Source organism: Sporomusaceae bacterium ACPt (assembly GCA_041428575.1).
Lineage (GTDB): Bacteria > Bacillota > Negativicutes > Sporomusales > Sporomusaceae > Sporomusa_D > Sporomusa_D carbonis.
Window position 1 is genome coordinate 1,840,464 of record CP155570.1, and the last position, 16,520, is coordinate 1,856,983.

The window sequence follows — 16,520 nt, forward strand, 5'->3', positions numbered from 1 at the left end:
TGCTATTAAAATGTACCTTTTCTTGTTTCAATAATCTGAAGAATATCGGCAATAAAGCCGCCGATTCCTGGGATGTTGAGTAATATGAGCCGTTTAAGGAAAGAGAGTAGCAGAGCGAATACTAAACTGGCGCCAATAGCGATTCCTAAACCTCGGGCAATACCGGCTACGAAATTTGTAAAAATTAACCTGGCCGGGCGTTCCAAGAGTTCCATATAATCGGCAACTCTGAGTGCTTCCAGGCGGTTGACCAGTCGTTCCAACTGTTTGGCGAGAAATTCGGGCTGATGTTCTTCGGTTTTAGTGGTTTTTACAATATTTTTATTGTCCATATAAACAGTCCCCCACCAGTATTATTATGCCCAAACTCAAAGAAATAAACCGGGATTAGCTCCCGGTTTGTCATGCTTACATATTTTTTACTACCGTAGCGCACCGTTGACAAAGAGCCGGATGGTCTTGGTCTTGGTTCACTGTTGGGCTGTAAATCCAGCAACGTTCGCATTTGATGCCTTGGGCCGGAGCTACAGCAACTGCCAGTTGCATACTTTCGGACCGATAGGCTTCACCTGGAGCTGATTCCAAATTGTCAGACAAAGTTACATTAGATACAATGAGGAGAGTAGCTAAATCTTCTTTAATTGCTGCCAGCGCAGTGAACTCGTCGCCGGCGGCATACAGGCTGACGGCGGCATCTAAAGAGTGTCCGATTACTTTAGTGCGGCGGGCCGTTTCAAGAGCTTTGGTAATTTCACCACGAACTGCCAGAATTTTATCCCATTTTGCTTCAAGGGCAGGATCAAGATGTTCCGGGCGGGCTGCCGGCCAGCTAGTAAGTTGCACACTTTCCGGCCGGCCTTGCTGCTTGGGCATATATTGCCATACTTCTTCAGCAGTAAAGGTCAGTACGGGTGCGACAACGGCTACCAGTGTATCTAAGATTTCGTACATAGCTGTCTGAGCGGCGCGGCGCTCAATTGAACCAGGCAACGCTGTATAGACGCGGTCTTTTAGGATATCAAGGTAAATAGCACTCAAATCTACGGCGCAAAAATTGTGTACAGTATGATATAAGAGATGGAATTCGTAATCGTCATAGGCCTCGGTTACTTTGGCGCGAACTTGTTCCAGCCGCATGAGCGCCCAGCGGTCAATCTCTAAGAGTTGGTTGTAAGCAACCTTATCGGTGTCTGGGTTAAAGTCATACAGATTGCCCAGAATGTAGCGGAACGTATTGCGGATTTTCCGGTAAACTTCTGACAATTGTTTTAGAATATCGTTGGAAATACGAATGTCAGCTTTATAGTCGGCTGATGCTACCCACAGGCGGAGGATATCGGCACCATACTGCTTGATAACCTCCTGCGGATAAATTGTGTTGCCAATGGACTTGGACATTTTCCGGCCTTCACCATCGACAACAAAGCCGTGAGTCAACACCGCTTTGTACGGTGCTGTTCCCCGGGTAGCAACCGAAGTTAACAGCGACGACTGGAACCAGCCACGATGCTGGTCACTACCTTCCAGGTAGAGGTCTGCCGGCCACTTTAGTTCAGAGCGCTGTTCAAGTACAGCGGCATGGCTGGACCCGCTGTCAAACCACACGTCCATAATGTCGGTTTCTTTGCGGAATTCGCCGTGACCGCAATGCGGGCAGGTAAAGCCTTGCGGCAGAATTTCTTCAGGCTTTCTTGCCCACCAGGCGTCAGAGCCTTCGCGGCGGAAGATTTCTTTAATAGCATGAATGGTGGTGTCATTAATAATATGTTCATTGCACTTAGTGCAGTAGAAAATGGGAATGGGTAAACCCCATACCCGCTGACGTGAGATACACCAGTCCTGGCGGTCGGCAACCATATTATGAATGCGGTCTTCGCCCCAGGCCGGAATCCATGTAACGTCATTGGCAATAGTATTGAGTGCCTCAGTTCTGAAGCCATCAACCGAAGCAAACCATTGCTCGGTTGCCCGGTAAATGATGGGGTTTTTGCAGCGCCAGCAGTGGGCATATTGATGTTTGATGGAACTTTTGCCTAAGAGCAGGCCAAGAGCGGCCAGTTCCTTGATAACCGGAACGTTGGCATCTGTTACGGATAAGCCGGCAAACTTGCCGGCTTCGGCAGTAAATTTACCGGTAGGGTCAACCGGATTAATAACCGGCAGACCGTATTTCATGCTAACCTCGAAGTCTTCCTGACCATGGCCGGGAGCAGTATGAACGCAGCCAGTACCTGCTTCCAGCGTGACATGGTCGCCAAGGATAATGGGCGACTCACGGTCAAAGAACGGGTGACTGAATATCATACCCTCGATGTTGGCGCCTTTCATGGTTGATAGAATGCTATAGTCTCCCAGATTATTGGTTTTGACGACGGTTTCCACCAATTCACTGGCTAACAGATAGATTTCATCATTGATTTCCACCCAAGCGTACTCTAACTCGGGGTTAACACAGATGGCCACGTTGGCCGGCATCGTCCAGGGCGTAGTCGTCCAGATAACGGCATAGACTTTCTTAGGGTCAATCCCTACCGGTAAATTGCCTTTGTCATCAATCAGCGGAAACTTAACGTAGATGGAGTGTGACTTTTTCTCGGCATATTCAATCTCTGCTTCAGCCAGTGCTGTTTCGCACGAGGTACACCAGTACACTGACTTAAGTCCTTTGTAGATATAACCTTTTTTGGCCATTTCACCAAACACTTCGATCTGCTTGGCTTCATATTCAGGGTAAAGTGTTACATAGGGGTTTTCCCAATCGCCGCTTACTCCGAGGCGTTTAAAGTCTTCACGCTGCATATCAAGGCATTTTAACGCATATTGTTTGCATTCACGGCGCAAATCAAGCGGATTTAGCTGATGACGGTTTAAACCGAGAATTTTAATTGCGGCATGCTCAATCGGCAGGCCGTGGGTGTCCCAGCCGGGGACGTAAGGGGCGTCAAAGCCCTGTAATGACTTATATTTAATAATAATATCCTTTAGTATTTTGTTCAATGCTGTGCCGATATGTATATTACCGTTGGCGTATGGCGGGCCGTCATGCAGGACAAATTTAGGTTTGCCCTGACTTTGGGCGTTCTTTTTTTGATAAATCTGTTGGTCGCGCCAATATTCTAAGAGTTTTGGTTCTCTTTCAGGGAGATTGGCGCGCATAGGAAATTCGGTTTGTGGCAAGTTGAGTGTTTTACTGTAATCCAAAATTAGCACCTCCATAAAATAAAAAAATCCCATCCCGCAAAGGGACGAGAGTCAGTTTCCCGTGGTACCACCCTATTGACTATACACATAGCCACTTTAAAACGCAATAACGGGCGTTAAGCGTCGGAGCCTACTTTTAGTTCAGTCCGCAGCTCAGGAGCGATGTCAGGCCATGACCGGGTTACCAGGCTTACACCATTCCTGGTTCGCTGCAAACCGCACATCGTGGCCAATCTCCGTCATTACTGATGAAAATATTAGCATGTACGCAATATATTATACATTATTGACGAACAAAGTCAAATATAGGCTGACATAGCAGTCAAAAATTTATTTTTGTCAATGCCGGCTATTTTAATTATCTTTAGACGATTCTTTTGCCCATGGATAATACTCACAGTACTTTTCGGCACATTCAGCAGGCCGGCGATAAAGGTGGTGCAGGCAGCATTGGCTTCGCCGTCAACAGGCGGCGAAGTTAGGTTAATTTTAATAGCATCGCCCATGATACCGGCAATCATGTTTCTGCTTGAACGCGGTTGGATGCGAACTTTAAAGGCAATACCATCATGGAGTTCTTTGATATCAAGGCTACTATCAGACAAAGTTAGTTTTCATCCTCTTCAGCAGTGTTAAGCATTTCCATTTGCGCCTGCAGTAATGTACGCAAGCGAGTGCGAAATATCTGCGCCTGTTTGTGCAGTTCCTCATACTCGCCGGTCAGCTTTCGCACTTTGGCTAAAGCTTCGTCAACCAGTCTCTGCGCCCGGATTTCAGCCTCTTTAATCATGAGCTCGGTTTCTTTTTTGGCGTTAAGTTTGACTTCCTCGGCTGTTTCCTGGGCTATGACCAGTGTACTGTGAAGCGTATTTTCCATATGTTGATAATGCTCAAGTTTGCTGTTAAGGCGTTCAATTGTTTCTTTCAGGTCAATATTTTCCCGGTATAGAGTTTCGTAGTCCTTGATAACCCGGTCTAGAAACTCATCGACTTCCTCCTCGTTATAGCCGCGGAAGCTGCGTTTAAACTCTTTATTATGGATGTCTAACGGTGTAAGCATCTCTTTCCACCCCTGTTTTAATTTACATAAACCGCCGCAATACAATACTAAACCGGCCCTTTTTTGTCTGTCCGGGAACTTCGACTACTTCCACCCGGCCGCGACCGCGCATGGAGATTACATCACCTACTTTAACGGTTTGCGACGGACTTTTGGCTTCCTGCCAATTAATTCTTATTTTGGCGGCTGCTATATCGTCAGCCATTTTTGTGCGGGAAGTTCCAAAACCTGAAGCTGCCACAGCATCTAAACGCAATGAAGCAACTGTAGCCCGGATTTCTTTGATTTTTTCTTCCTTTGCGGGAATGTCGTCAAGTGTGGCGGAAGAGACTGTCACCGTCGCTTGACCAACCTCGATCAGATTCTTCGTTATATAAGCGGCCATTGTGGTATCTGTCACAACATAGCACTTTTCTCCGGCCATAATAATATCGCCCAGGATTTCTCGTCTAATTCCCAGACCCATTAACGCCCCAAGCACGTCGCGATGCGAAAGATGGTAATAACGGCTGTCCCATTTTATTAAAATGGCTTCTAATCCAAAATCAATTGAACCGGAATAATCAAGAAAATCAGTATCAATAAAAGCGACTTTTACCCGTTCTGCCCCATTATAGCCACCATTATTTTCAATTGTCAGACGGTCATAATGAGCGGCGATAGTTTCGGCAATGCTTTGGCCGTAAGGGTCCAGAAATTCACTGACTTTATATTTACGGCTTTTGAGCGTTATTTCTGCCAAATCCAGCAGTCTGGCCGCTAACTCGGCATCGCCTGACGCCCGGTAGTATCTTAAAATTTTGTCCCGTTCGGTCATCCCCGTTTCCCCATCTCGCGGGACCGGTTAGTGGCTGCGACAACGGCGTCAATGAGTGCAGCGCGTACACCGTTTTGTTCCAAAACATGAACACCGGTAATGGCTGTGCCGCCCGGTGAAGTAACCATATCCCGCAGTTTGGCAGGATGTTCGCCTGTTTCAAGCACCATTTTGGCTGCGCCTAAGAGTGTTTGAGCGGCTAACAACACGGCTGTCTGGCGGGAAAAACCAACTCTGACTCCGGCATCAGTCAGCGCGTCAATGAGGACAAAAGCGTATGCGGGACCGCTGCCTGACAAGCCGGTTACGGCGTCCATAGCATCTTCACCTACGGTTACCACCTTGCCGACAGATGCAAACACCTGGGCAACCGGCTCGCTTACCGAACTTGTGGCATACTTGCCCAGCGCCATAGCCGACATGCCTTCACCGACAGCAACAGGGGTATTTGGCATAACCCGAATAATCGGTACTCCCGGCATTTTCCCCTGGAATGTGGCAATAGTTACCCCGGCGGCAACCGAAACCACCACTGTAGTTTTGGATACTACCGGTGCGATGCTATCAATAACGCCACCGATAACTTGGGGTTTTACCGTTAAAAACAATATATCAGATTGTCTGGCAATTTCTTGGCTGTCAGTATTTGTTGATACTGTAAAAACGCCGCGCAAATAGTCCAAGCGATCAACTGAAATATCGCTCACTGCTATTTGTGCCGGTGCCACCAGCCCTGCGTTTATGATGCCGCGGATCAGTGATTCAGCCATTGCGCCGCCACCGATAAAGCCTATTTGTTTATCTGCTATCATAAATACCTCCGTCTGGTAGCTGAACTATTTATTAACCCAAGGCAGCAGTGTTTTGTCATTGCTGTCTTCCCGGGTACTATAAGCGACATCAACATTAGTGGGTGCACATAGAAAAATGTTGTTGCCGACTTTTTGGATTTGTCCGTTTAATGCATAGGTTGTCCCGCTGATGAAGTCAATCATTCTTTTAGCAATCTCAGGTTCGGTGTTTTCAAGATTAACAACTACGGGTTTACGGCTCTTGAGGTAATCGGCGACATGTTGGGCGTCATCAAAAGAAAACGGTTCAACTACCATAACTTTTATTTGTTTTGTTTGTTGCTGGTTATGCTGGGCCATGGGCAGTGATACCACATTATTATTCTTCTGTTTGGCTTTAAGCTCGGTCTCTTCGGTTTTCGGACGTTCTTCTTCTTGCTCCGAGGGTTCAAACAAGCCTAGGCTGCCCCAAACTTTTTCCATGAACTTCATATGCTTTTCTCCTCCTTACTATTTACGCGAACCAAATATTCCAGTACCAATACGCACCAAGTTTGATCCTTCTTCTATCGCTATCCGATAATCATTAGTCATACCCATTGATAACCATTTGATTTCAGTATTAGCCAAATTCATGGCAGTCAATTCCCCAAACAATTGATAAAGTTCTTTAAACACCGGACGAACTGCTTCAGCATTTTCGCTAAAGGGTGCAATCGTCATAAGGCCGCATAGTCTGACATTCTCAAGCTGGCTAATCAACCTGGCCAGTGGTAAAGCTTGTTCCGGGCGTACACCAAACTTGCTCGCTTCATCGGCAACATTAACCTGAATAAGTATATCCTGTCGCTTATTCAGCTTGCCGGCTACTTTGTCAATCTCCAGAGCCAGGCGTTCACTATCTACCGAATGAATGAGGTCAGCCACAGGAATTGCTTGGCGTACCTTATTTGTTTGCAGATGTCCGATAAGATGCCATTCGACCGTGCGTCCGGCGTGAGCCGTTATTTCGGGATGCTTGGACAGCATTTCCTGGACACGGTTTTCGCCCACGGCGGTTATCCCGGCGGCAATGGCTTCCAGCATGGCTGAAACATCGTGGTTTTTTGTTACAGCAACTAATTTTACTTTATTTATATCAATATGACTTTTTATCTCAGCAATGTTTTGCGCTATCGACATGACAAACCCCCTATCATACTAGTTTATTCGCCCATAAACAAAATTTTCCTCCAAAAACATATGTATTATTATATCTTTTTAACATAAAACTATTAGGAAAACTTGGCTGAAGTTGCCCGTTTTTTTGGGGGCAAATCTGATGGATAGAGTAAAAAAACGCCGTCTGGATGAGCCAGACGGCGTTTTTAAGTCATTACTATGGTTTGACGGTCTCTTTGTATACTTGCTTACCATCTTTCATTTCGATGATTACTGCGCCTTTAACAGCGTCGTGAGTACTATTCAGTGTTAAATCGCCGGCTGCGCCTTTAAAATCTTTGGTAGCAGCTAAAGCTTCACGAATTTTTGCGGGTTCAGTACTGTTAGCGCGCTTAATGGCGTCTACCAGTACGTAGGCTGCATCATAACCTAATACGGCCATGGCGTCAGGCATTTGGCCATATTCTTTTTTGTAGTTTTCAACAAAAGCCTTTGATGCCGGGCTGGTATCTTCTACTGAGTAGTGGTTAGTGAAGAAGGTATTGTTAAGGGCAGCCGGGCCGCCAATTTCAGTGAGTTTGGGGGAATCCCAGCCGTCGCCGCCAACTACGGGAATGGTAATACCCATTTCGCGGGCTTGTTTAATAATTTTGCCGACTTCTTCGTAATAGCCGGGAACATAGAGAATCTCAGGGTTTGTAGCTTTAATTTTAGTCAGGATGGTTTTGAAATCCTGGTCTTTTTGGAGATATGCTTCTTCAGCTACAATTTGGCCGCCGCCTTTGGTGAAGGCTTCTTTAAAGAACTGGGACAGGCCTTTGCTATAGTCGCTGGAATTGTCAATCATGATTGCTGCCTTCTTAGTTTTGAGGCTGTTTAAGGCAAAGTTAGCACCTACAGTACCTTGGAACGGATCGATGAAGCAAACGCGGAAAGTGTAGTCTTTAACTTTACCGGTTTTTTCATCAACAGTCACTTTAGGGTTAGTGGTAGCTGCGGCTACAAACGGGATTTTATTAGCCTCAGCTACCGCCGAACCGGCAATGCCGTTTGAACTGGTCGTAAAACCGGTTACAGCAACTACTTTATCCTGGGTAATAACTTTGGTCATAGCATTGGAAGATTCGGACGGTTCACCTTTATTGTCGGCAATTACAAGTTGAATTTGTTTGCCAAGAACGCCGCCCTTAGCATTGATTTCCTTAAAAGCCATTTTTGCACCATTAGCAGCTGCTGTACCGAAGGAGGCGGTGTTGCCGGTGAGCTCATACACTACCCCGATTTTGATGTCTTTGCTCGCAGTATCGCCGCAACCGGCTACCAATCCGGCCACCATAACCAGCATTGTTAACAAACCAGCGATTTTCAACCTGAATTTACTCATAGTCTCCTCCTCTGTTTACAAAAATTTACAATGACATCCCCAAAAAATAAATTATGTATCACCTCCGCTGTATAATCATGTAAAAAACAATTTTGGGTTAAAAAATAGCTTTTCAGAGAGAGAAAATAATATGTCTCTCTCCAAAAAGCATCTTTGCCTGGATCTACTAAAAACATTGATACACTTTTGTTCTCTATGATTATACATTGTATTACTGTTTGTATAATTTTGCAAGAGGGAATTTATTATTTTGTAAATTTATTATTTATGTTATCTTATAGTTTTTCCGCAACAGACTTAGCCTGCATGAAAAGCAACAGGTAATCAGCGCCACCGGCTTTAGAATCAGTGCCAGACATGTTGAATCCGCCAAACGGTTGAACACCTACCAATGCACCGGTACATTTTCGGTTTAGATACAAATTGCCGACATGAAATTCACGGCGGGCTTTTTCCAGTTTTACGCGGTTTTTGGAATATACCGCGCCAGTCAGACCATATTCGGTATCATTGGCAATGTCAATGGCCTGGTCGAAATTATCAGCTTTAATGATGGCAACTACCGGGCCGAAAATTTCTTCTTGAGCGATGCGGGCCTTGGGATCAACATCGGCTATGACTGTTGGCTCGATAAAATAACCGGTTTCCATCCCTTTGGAACCGCCAGCTACAACCCGGCCCTCACTTTTACCGATTTCAATATACTCAAGAATCTTAGTATAGGCGTTTTTATCAATTACTGGACCGAGATTGACGGTATGGTCACAGGCGGGGCCGAGTTTCAGTGCTTTCGTTTTGGCGACGACTTTGGCGACAAGTTCGTCATAGACATCCTTGACGACAATGGCGCGGGAACAAGCCGAACATTTTTGCCCCTGGAAGCCAAAAGCTGATGTTACGATACCGTTAGCGGCGTCTTCGATATCGGCTTCGCTGTCGACAATGATGGCGTCTTTACCCCCCATTTCAGCAATGACACGTTTAATCCACTTTTGTCCTGGGGCTACTTTGGCGGCCAGTTGGTTAATATGCAGGCCCACCTCTTTGGAGCCTGTAAAGTTGATAAACCGGATTTTGGGGTGGCCGACAAGGTAATCACCAATGGCGCTGCCGCTGCCAGGCAGGAAGTTAACTACTCCGGGCGGGAGACTGACTTCTTCCCATAATTCCATGAGTTTGGCGGCAATAACCGGGGTAGTGCTGGCCGGTTTCATAATAACGGTATTGCCGGCCACGATGGCTGCGGCAGTCATACCGGTAAGGATGGCGAGCGGAAAGTTCCAGGGAGGTACGATAAGGCCAACGCCGAGCGGAATATAAAAGCACTCATTTTCTTCGCCCACAAAGGGTGCTACCGGCATTCCAGCGGCATATTTAAGCATCTGCCGGCCATAGTACTCTAAAAAATCGATAGCCTCGGCGGTATCAGCATCGGCTTCTACCCAGTTTTTACCGGCTTCTTCGACCATCCAGGCCGAAAATTCGAATTTTTTCCGCCTCATGACGGCGGCGGTTTTAAATAAATACCGTGCACGTTCTTTAGGGCTAACATACTGCCAATCGGCAAAAGCCTCAAGCGCATTTTGCACGGCTTGTTCGGCCAGTTCGACATTAGCTCTGGCGGTAGTGCCGATTACTTCTTTAAAGTTAGAGGGATTGAGTGAGGTAATGTTGGCTTCAGTATTGATTTTTTTACCACCGATGACCAGCGGATAATGTTTGCCTTTTTCCGTAGCTACTTGCGCAAGAGCTTGTTCCATGGCGGCTTTGTTTTCAGGGAGGGAAAAGTTTACGAGCGCTTCATTTTTAAATTCCATTAACATTAATAATACCTCCTAATATTCAAATACTCAGACTACTGAGGGTTCAACAAACAGTTGGCCGCGAACAAACCGGTCGGCACTGAACATGTTTATGGGGATAGCAGTTGGCATTCCCATGACAGTTTGCGCCATGAGCTGGCCTACTATCGGTGAAATCATGAAGCCGTGGCCGCTGAATCCGGCGGCAGTATAAAACCCTTTTATAGTCGGATCTTCGCCCAAAATCGGCGTGCGGTCAGGACACATATCATATAATCCGGCCCATTGGCGGATGACGTTCAAGTTTGCCAGTGGCGGCAATATTTTAGTAATGCGTTTGGCCATCTCAGTCAAAAACTGCCAGCTTGATTCGATGTTAAAGGTTTCAGGCTCGTCAGGATGCCCAATCCCCATAATGAAGCTGCCATGTGGTGTTTGCTGGCAGTATAGATTGTGATAAAAACACATTACCATGGGTGTTTGCATGGGTTCGACCGGTTCGGTAACCAATATTTCGTGACGTTCCGGAAAGATGGGTAATTGTACGCCGGCCATTTGTCCTACTGCTTTGGCGTAACCGCCGGCAGCGTTCACAACGGTATTAGTAGTGATGGTGCCTTTATCAGTAATTACATCAGTTATTTTTCCACCGGTAACTGTCAGGCCGGTTACTTCGGTGTAGGTGTAAAATTTGACGCCCAGCCGGGCGGCAGCTTTGGCGTACATACTGGTGACCTTAAACGGATTAGCGTGGCCGTCTTTCGGACAGAAGGTAGCCCCAAGCAGATCCTCAGTGTTTAAATGCGGCACGATTTCTTTGGCTTGTTCAGGTGTTACCCAATAGGCTGGGATATCTAACGAATTTTGCAGCGCAAGGTTTTTCTTGAACTGCTCTACCATTTTTTCGGTATAAGCCAGTAGTAAATAACCGCCTTGTTCGAATTCAATATCGCCGTCAACCTCTAAAATTTCCGGCAAATTTTCCAACAATCTGACGCTTTCCCGCGAAAGCAAACAGTTGGTCTCGGTACCCCACTGCATGCGGACCCCGGCACCGCATCGACCTGTGGCGCCGTTGGCCAGATAACCGCGTTCAATGACAGCTATTTGTCCAGCACCGGCTTTTGCCAGGTTATAGGCAATAGAGCAGCCGACTACCCCGCCGCCGATTACAACAATATCAGCCTGTTTAATCATGTTTGTCACCCCCTGCCAGCGCGCCAAGCGAAATGGGCGCTGTTGGCGGACGGAACGTCGGCAAGGTAACGTCACCCACAGGTATGTTTAATGTTTTGGCAAGCTCTTGGGCAATAAGGGGTACACAGGTCCTCCCCTGGCAGGGGCCCATACCGCACCGGCATTCCCGTTTTAATTCTTCGAGCGTGTGTTTACCTTGTTTGATTAGTTCTTGAATTTCAGCTTGTGTGACATCTTCGCAACGGCAAATTATTACCGGTTCAGACATGGTTAACCCTCCTTCCGCGTGGCAATTCCCCGCACGTCCATTGCAAGCGCTTTGGGGACAGTTATCCACACTACCGTTGTCTTATTTTTATTCTCCTGTACCCGCTTCACTTTGGCGGTTGCCACTACTTCACCCTGACGGTTTAAAGCTTCAACGGGCTCACCTATTGCCGGCAACGGTAAAAATTCATACGGTAGTTTCAACAAAGCTTCGTCCGGACTGTAGGAATAGTCTACCACAAATATCGATAGCCCCGGACAATGTGCCAGGCAGATGCCGCAACCGTTACATTTTGTTTCGTCCAACACAGGGCGCTCGTTGATGTCAGCGCCTATTTGGATTGCTTTCCGGGGACAGGCGTCAGTACAAGGATTGCAGGGGATATTTTGAAAACACTCAAATATGGCGACCGGGCCTTGATTTAGCCGTTCAGGCGACGGAACAATTGCGTTAACTTTATCAACTGTGGGGATTCCGGTTTGCACTAGCATGTTCACACCACCTCACGTAAAGGGCCAATGGCTTGATTAAGCGTTACTTTGGCAAGCCCTGCCCGGATTTTGGCGCTGACCTGTCCGGCTCTTAACGTTGCTAGCTGCGCCTGAGCATTAGTGTATTCTTCTTTGAGACCGCTACGGCTAAGCCCCAGGGCGGCCGCTGCCGCCACGCCGGCTATTTTTCCTTCGACCATTGCCACCGAGGCTTCTTCCACTCCGGCTACATCACCGGCAACGTAAATATCAGGATGAGTAGTCAACAAGTTGGCATTACGACAGGGAACATAGCCGCCCAGCTCCGGCACATAAGTCATGTCACAGCCTGCCTGCCACAATAGTTCAGTCAGCGGCGTCAGGCCGACTGCAAGACACAGACCGTCAACCGGGATATCAGTTTCGGTGCCTGGTATTTGCCGCCAGTTGGCATCCAGGCGACAGACGGTTACGCCTTCGAGGGCAGGCGACCCATAGGCGGTCTTAACGGTATGAGAAGTATAGATGGGAACACCTGCCCGCCGGATTTTGGCAGCGTGCACCAAATAACCGCCAATATGGGGGGCAGCTTCGACGATGCCGGCCACTTCCACACCAGCCTGAAGCAACTGATAAGCTACAATTAACCCGATATTGCCGGCACCTACCATGAGCAGCCGTTTTCCCGGCATTACACCATGGACGTTCATGAGTGTTTGGACAGCGCCGGCCCCATAGATGCCTGGCAGGTCATTATTGGGGAAAGCCAACGTCTTTTCGGCCGCACCGGTGGCGACAATAACTTTCTTAGCTTTGACGGTGACAAATTTGCCCTGGTATTTGACAGTCAGAATACCGTCTTCCTGATAATAACCAAGTACAGTGGCATTATTCCAAGTTGTTACGTTGGGAATAGCAAGTGCTTCATTCACCAGTAATTTGGCTATGTCGATGCCCCGTTCACCGGCATATTCACTCTTGGAACCGAAAAATTTGTGGGTTTGCTTAACAAGCTGTCCGCCTAAATAATCAGCGCGTTCAATTACCAACACATTGGCACCCAATTTGCCTGCACTGATGGCCGACATAAGACCGGCCGGGCCGGCGCCGACAACAGCAATATCTATGTTCATGGCAATTTCCCTCTTCCTGTTTGAGTTTCCACGATCATGTCCTGCTGAAGTGGTTCAACACATACCCGTACGTTAGGCATGCCGTTGACGACCATCAGGCAGGATGAACAGTTGCCGATTGCACAAAACAGTCCACGCGGCCGGTCCAGCTCATGACTGTGCCGAAGAACGGTGATACCAGCGGCATGCAGGGCGGCGGCGATAGGTTCACCAGCATAACCTTCAAGTTCTTGTCCGTTAAAGTAAAAACGGACTTTGGTTTTGTCCGGAAATGTTAAGATTGGATGATTGGTAATGCGCATAGTAGCACCTCCTTGCCAATTTATTAATGCAAAAAGCGTGCCAAAATAAAAAGAGCGGTAATTCCGCTCTTTTTATTTTGGCACGCTTTCTTTCTGTCAGTTTTTTGACATTGATGTCAGATGACTGACAGTACCATGTTCAAGGTTAAACTGGCGCATTTTATAATATAGCGTACTGCGGGGAATCCCCAGTTTCTTGGCTGTTGCCGCCTTGTTAAAGTTGGCCTCCTTGAGCGCTTGCTCGATTAAGGTCCGCTCAAGTGTTGTCAGTTCCGGGATAGTAGTTAGTCCGTCGGCAGGGTTATAATTTGCAGTTACCGGCTTGGTAGGGTGATAACCAATCCTAAAGTTGGCTGGCAGGTTGGCGGTGGTTAATGTATCGCCGTCAGCCAGAATGACCAAGCGTTCTAAAATATTGTTCAGCTCCCGGACATTGCCTGGCCAGTCATATTCTAAAAAAGCAGCCATAAGCTCTGGTTCAACTTTATTGATGGCTGCGCCAGGGTTATGAATTGCCCCGAAATGTTTAAGTCCCCGGTAAACAAGTTCCGGTATGTCTTCGCGTCTGGACCTTAAAGGGGGTAGCTGTAATGTAACTACATTAAGGCGATAGTACAAATCGTCGCGGAATTCACCGCTGCTAATCATGTCTTCCAGGTCACGATGGGTAGCCGAAATAATTCTCACATCGACATGCACAGGCTTGTCGCCGCCTACCCGGTAGAATTTTTTCTCTTGCAGGACCCGGAGTAATTTTACCTGCATTTCCTTGGGCATTTCTCCAATCTCATCCAGGAATAATGTGCCGCCGTCGGCAAGCTCAACCAGTCCGGGTTTGCCTTTGCGGTCAGCGCCGGTAAATGCCCCGGAATGATAACCGAATAGTTCGCTTTCAAATAAACTAGCGGGAATGGCTCCGCAATTAATTTCAATGAACTTACCTTTCCGGCCGCTGGCATTATGTACTGCACGGGCGAATACTTCTTTTCCCGTACCACTCTCGCCCCTGAGCAGGAGTGGAGCGTTGGTAGCCGCCACCTTTCTGGCTATGCTTACAGCAGAAACTATACTGGGACTATGGCCGCACACACTTGAGAAAGCATCGACACCGGCACTTATTTTATCAATTTCAATTTCCAGCGACTGTACTTTGCGGCTGGTCCGCGTCAATTCCTGATTCAAGTTAACTATTTCGGTGATATCCCGTTCAGCAGATACACCGCCGGCTACGTTTCCGTCCCAAAGAATTGGCGCGGCATTAATGAGCACATGCGTTCCCGAGCATGGTTTATGGTACTGGTCTTTCACTGTAAGGCGTTCAGAAGCTGCTTTTTTTACTAAGAGATTGCTGAAAAAATTATCAATCCTGTTGCCTAAAATCTCGTCGGCTACAATACCATACAACTTTTCGGCGCTCTTATTCCAGACAACTACTTTGTTTGTCTCATCGATTACACAAACTGATTCTCCGACCGTATCAAGTACAGCACTCATTTGCGCCTGTTGTAGACAATACCGATTGATAAGAGCCTTAAAAAATATTCCAGGTGTGCTTAGCGCAACTATTATACCGTCTGATTCAAATAGAACGGCCCCTGAAAATAGTTCGGCATGCGTACTGTTCAGTTGGCCTGATAAAAGGGTCGCCGGCCTGATAACAGCAGTATAATCGGCAATATCATGAGCAAACTTCCCGGACTTTCCCAGCTGGTTAACTGTTATATAGCCCCACTTGCCGTTTGATTGCACTAGTGCCGCCACCTGGCTGTCGTCACCCATGCTGGCGGCAACATCGGCCACCGGCGTTGCGGGGGCGAGCGTGATGAGATTGGTGATAACAATATCTTCTACACGTAACAGTTTCATTTTAGCCAACCTCCTTATAAACAAAAAACGCCCTGTCTCCTTATAGGAAACAGCAGCGTCTTTGCTGGTGTCAAATAGTTGACGTTTATTTAATTATAGCGGGTTGATATAAAATTATCAACAACAATTATATTTTTTCATAAACGAATATTTACACTTATTCTAAAGAGCAATAACGGCGCCGATGCGACCGGTACGGCCAGCTTCGGCACGGTGGGAGAAAAATATATCAGTGTTGCAGGCAGTACACACGCCACTTACTGTAATTTTGCTGTCCAAAACCCCGATTTCAACGAGCTGCCGGCGGTTTGCCTCCCATAAGTTAAGCTGCCAGCGTTCGCCGTGTGGCGCTACTAATTCTTCCCATTGGGTAAAACCCGCCCGCAACTTAGTCATAACTACCTCATCCACCTCATAACAACATGGCCCAATCGAGGGTCCAATGCCGATTAGACAGTCTTGCGGCTTGGTATTGTAGTGTTGCTGCATGGATAACACTGTTTTCTGCGTTATCTTGGCTACTGTGCCTTTCCAGCCGGCGTGACTGACACCGACAGCTTTATTCACCGGATCAAAAATGAGTACCGGCACACAATCAGCAAAAAATAGCATCAACGGCAAACCGGGAATATTTGTGATGAGGGCATCGGTACCTTTAATTGCCTCGTGATAATGTTTTGCTCCCCGGCCGGCTTGGTGTTCTGACACCACCTGGACAATATCACCATGTACTTGTTCGGCAGTAATTATTTGTTCAGCCGGCAGACCAACCGCCCGGGAGAACATTTGCCGGTTATGCCATACTGTTTCGGCATCATCACCGGTATGAAGACCAAGATTCAGACTGGCAAATGGCGGGGCACTTTTACCACCCACGCGGGATGATACACCGTGTTTAACGCCTTCAGCGGCAAAATCGGTGAATATTCCAAACCAGACGCCATTCGGGCTGTGTTTTAAAATAAATTCTCCCATCCTTAGACCTCCGTAAATAACATCTTAACTTGATATGAATATGAATTGCCTGTGATACACCAGTGAAAAAGGAAACTCCTCATTATAATAATA

17 protein-coding genes are annotated in these 16,520 nt (G+C 47.1%); all 17 read right to left on the reverse strand.

Going from position 1 to position 16,520, the window contains the following annotated elements; translation table 11 throughout:
* Positions 1–5: 5 nt before the first annotated feature.
* The 17 genes from SCACP_RS09325 to pgeF all read right to left on the reverse strand — a co-directional run bounded on the left by SCACP_RS09325 (position 6) and on the right by pgeF (position 16,427).
* Positions 6–332, reverse strand: coding sequence for a DUF5665 domain-containing protein (locus SCACP_RS09325; RefSeq protein WP_425061059.1), 327 nt, complete (start codon positions 330–332; stop codon positions 6–8).
* Positions 333–408: 76 nt separating this feature from the next.
* Positions 409–3,210, reverse strand: coding sequence for an isoleucine--tRNA ligase (ileS, locus tag SCACP_RS09330; protein WP_425061369.1), 2,802 nt, complete (start codon positions 3,208–3,210; stop codon positions 409–411).
* A gap of 290 nt (positions 3,211–3,500) precedes the next feature.
* Positions 3,501–3,806 carry a DUF167 domain-containing protein gene (locus tag SCACP_RS09335; protein WP_425061060.1) on the reverse strand — a complete coding sequence of 102 codons (306 nt, stop codon included), beginning with the start codon at positions 3,804–3,806 and terminating at the stop codon, positions 3,501–3,503.
* Positions 3,807–3,808: 2 nt separating this feature from the next.
* Complete coding sequence (locus SCACP_RS09340) at positions 3,809–4,261, reverse strand: DivIVA domain-containing protein (RefSeq protein WP_425061061.1); 453 nt, start codon at positions 4,259–4,261, stop codon at positions 3,809–3,811.
* A gap of 22 nt (positions 4,262–4,283) precedes the next feature.
* Positions 4,284–5,078: an RNA-binding protein gene (locus tag SCACP_RS09345; protein ID WP_425061062.1), complete on the reverse strand. Its 795-nt coding sequence runs from the start codon at positions 5,076–5,078 to the stop codon at positions 4,284–4,286.
* Entirely contained in the window at positions 5,075–5,890 is an 816-nt protein-coding gene (gene proC / locus SCACP_RS09350) for a pyrroline-5-carboxylate reductase (RefSeq protein ID WP_425061063.1), read from the reverse strand. The genes SCACP_RS09345 and proC overlap by 4 nt, the downstream gene beginning before the upstream one ends.
* Before the next feature lie 24 nt (positions 5,891–5,914).
* Positions 5,915–6,361: a cell division protein SepF gene (locus SCACP_RS09355; RefSeq protein ID WP_425061064.1), complete on the reverse strand. Its 447-nt coding sequence runs from the start codon at positions 6,359–6,361 to the stop codon at positions 5,915–5,917.
* Positions 6,362–6,379: 18 nt separating this feature from the next.
* On the reverse strand, positions 6,380–7,051 hold the full coding sequence (locus SCACP_RS09360) for a YggS family pyridoxal phosphate-dependent enzyme (RefSeq protein ID WP_425061065.1): 672 nt from the start codon (positions 7,049–7,051) through the stop codon (positions 6,380–6,382).
* 196 nt (positions 7,052–7,247) lie between these two features.
* On the reverse strand, positions 7,248–8,414 hold the full coding sequence (locus SCACP_RS09365; RefSeq protein WP_425061066.1) for an ABC transporter substrate-binding protein: 1,167 nt from the start codon (positions 8,412–8,414) through the stop codon (positions 7,248–7,250).
* A 275-nt stretch (positions 8,415–8,689) separates the two neighbouring features.
* On the reverse strand, positions 8,690–10,237 hold the full coding sequence (pruA, locus tag SCACP_RS09370) for an L-glutamate gamma-semialdehyde dehydrogenase (protein WP_425061067.1): 1,548 nt from the start codon (positions 10,235–10,237) through the stop codon (positions 8,690–8,692).
* A 27-nt stretch (positions 10,238–10,264) separates the two neighbouring features.
* On the reverse strand, positions 10,265–11,413 hold the full coding sequence (locus SCACP_RS09375; protein WP_425061068.1) for an NAD(P)/FAD-dependent oxidoreductase: 1,149 nt from the start codon (positions 11,411–11,413) through the stop codon (positions 10,265–10,267).
* Entirely contained in the window at positions 11,406–11,681 is a 276-nt protein-coding gene (locus SCACP_RS09380; protein WP_425061069.1) for a (2Fe-2S)-binding protein, read from the reverse strand. Before SCACP_RS09380 ends, SCACP_RS09375 begins: the two co-directional genes overlap by 8 nt.
* 2 nt (positions 11,682–11,683) lie before the next feature.
* Entirely contained in the window at positions 11,684–12,172 is a 489-nt protein-coding gene (locus SCACP_RS09385; protein WP_425061070.1) for a 4Fe-4S dicluster domain-containing protein, read from the reverse strand.
* 2 nt (positions 12,173–12,174) lie between these two features.
* The gene (locus tag SCACP_RS09390) at positions 12,175–13,284 is read right to left on the reverse strand and encodes an NAD(P)/FAD-dependent oxidoreductase (protein ID WP_425061071.1); all 1,110 of its coding nucleotides are present in this window, start codon (positions 13,282–13,284) and stop codon (positions 12,175–12,177) included.
* Entirely contained in the window at positions 13,281–13,586 is a 306-nt protein-coding gene (locus tag SCACP_RS09395; protein WP_425061072.1) for a (2Fe-2S)-binding protein, read from the reverse strand. Before SCACP_RS09395 ends, SCACP_RS09390 begins: the two co-directional genes overlap by 4 nt.
* Before the next feature lie 96 nt (positions 13,587–13,682).
* A complete protein-coding gene (locus tag SCACP_RS09400) occupies positions 13,683–15,452 on the reverse strand; it encodes a sigma-54 interaction domain-containing protein (RefSeq protein WP_425061073.1) in 1,770 nt (589 codons plus the stop codon).
* 162 nt (positions 15,453–15,614) lie between these two features.
* The gene (gene pgeF / locus SCACP_RS09405; protein WP_425061074.1) at positions 15,615–16,427 is read right to left on the reverse strand and encodes a peptidoglycan editing factor PgeF; all 813 of its coding nucleotides are present in this window, start codon (positions 16,425–16,427) and stop codon (positions 15,615–15,617) included.
* Positions 16,428–16,520: the final 93 nt, after the last annotated feature.